This window comes from Cetobacterium sp. ZOR0034, assembly GCF_000799075.1.
Taxonomy (GTDB): Bacteria; Fusobacteriota; Fusobacteriia; order Fusobacteriales; family Fusobacteriaceae; genus Cetobacterium_A.
The window spans coordinates 1-953 of record NZ_JTLI01000078.1 but is presented as its reverse complement, the minus strand read 5'-3'; the positions used below and the strand labels follow the sequence as shown (position 1 = coordinate 953).

Below are 953 nucleotides of genomic sequence, written 5' to 3'. Positions count from 1 at the left end.
GCAAAAGCAAGAAGGTAGATTTTTACAGGGAACTAGCGGTTCTGAAAGTGCAGGTGGAACTGGTGGAGCATCAACAATAACTCTTACTACAAGCCATCTACCAGCTCATAATCATGGTGGTTCTGTTACAATTGCTTCAGCTGGAGATCATAAACATCAAGTTGATAACCATGCTCATACTCAGCCATCGCATAAACATACGATTAATTTGGGTAGAGGAGTTCAAGGAGATGCGTATCATACTGGTATCGGTGGAGCACCAACTTCTACTATTAATCGGGACTCAAGTTCTAATGGTGGTGAAAATACAGGTGGTTCAGCACCAAATACAAATACAACTGGGTCACATGGACATAGTGCAACATTATCTATTAGCAATGCTGGAAGTGGAAATTCATTTAGTATTATTCCGCCATATTTAAGAGTAAATATATGGAAAAGATTAACTTAATCTCTTCCATATACAGACAGTATAGTAAGATGGCATTATATCAAATGATGTTCCTGAACCAGTATTTCCAACACTTATAGAAGGTGTTGAACTAGATGTCGTTACATTTGTTGTATTTACTGTTATAGCTGGAGTCGCAGAACCAGTATTATCTCCGCCTTTGGTATCTGTATTTAATGTTGCATTTCCCTTGCTGTTTTGATAGACAGTAAAGTTTGGCGCTACAGACCAATTTCCTGCTCCATAAGTATCTATTGATTTTGATGTTGAAGTATGGAAGTGACCAGGCTGACTATGAAGATGAGAAGCCTGTGTTGCGGTATGATTATGGTTAGCACTATGCGTATGTCCATCTTGTGTGGCAGAGTGATTATGTACTGGAATATTTGCTAAAGCTAAGGTAACAGAACTTCTTCCTCCAGTTGCACTAGGACTAGCTGAACCATAAAGAAATCTGTTCTCAATCTTACTCCAAGTAGTATTAGGATATAGGGTTGCAGGG

2 protein-coding genes are annotated in these 953 nt (G+C 38.9%); one reads left to right on the top strand and one right to left on the bottom strand.

The window, feature by feature from the left end:
- Positions 1–451, top strand: a 451-nt coding sequence (locus L992_RS13695; protein ID WP_047396513.1) for a hypothetical protein, incomplete at its 5' end; no start/stop codon positions are given.
- On the opposite strand, the gene L992_RS13690 is transcribed toward L992_RS13695, so the two are convergent.
- The coding region (locus L992_RS13690; RefSeq protein ID WP_047396509.1) for a hypothetical protein at positions 443–953 on the bottom strand (511 nt) is incomplete at its 5' end. The genes L992_RS13695 and L992_RS13690 overlap by 9 nt on opposite strands.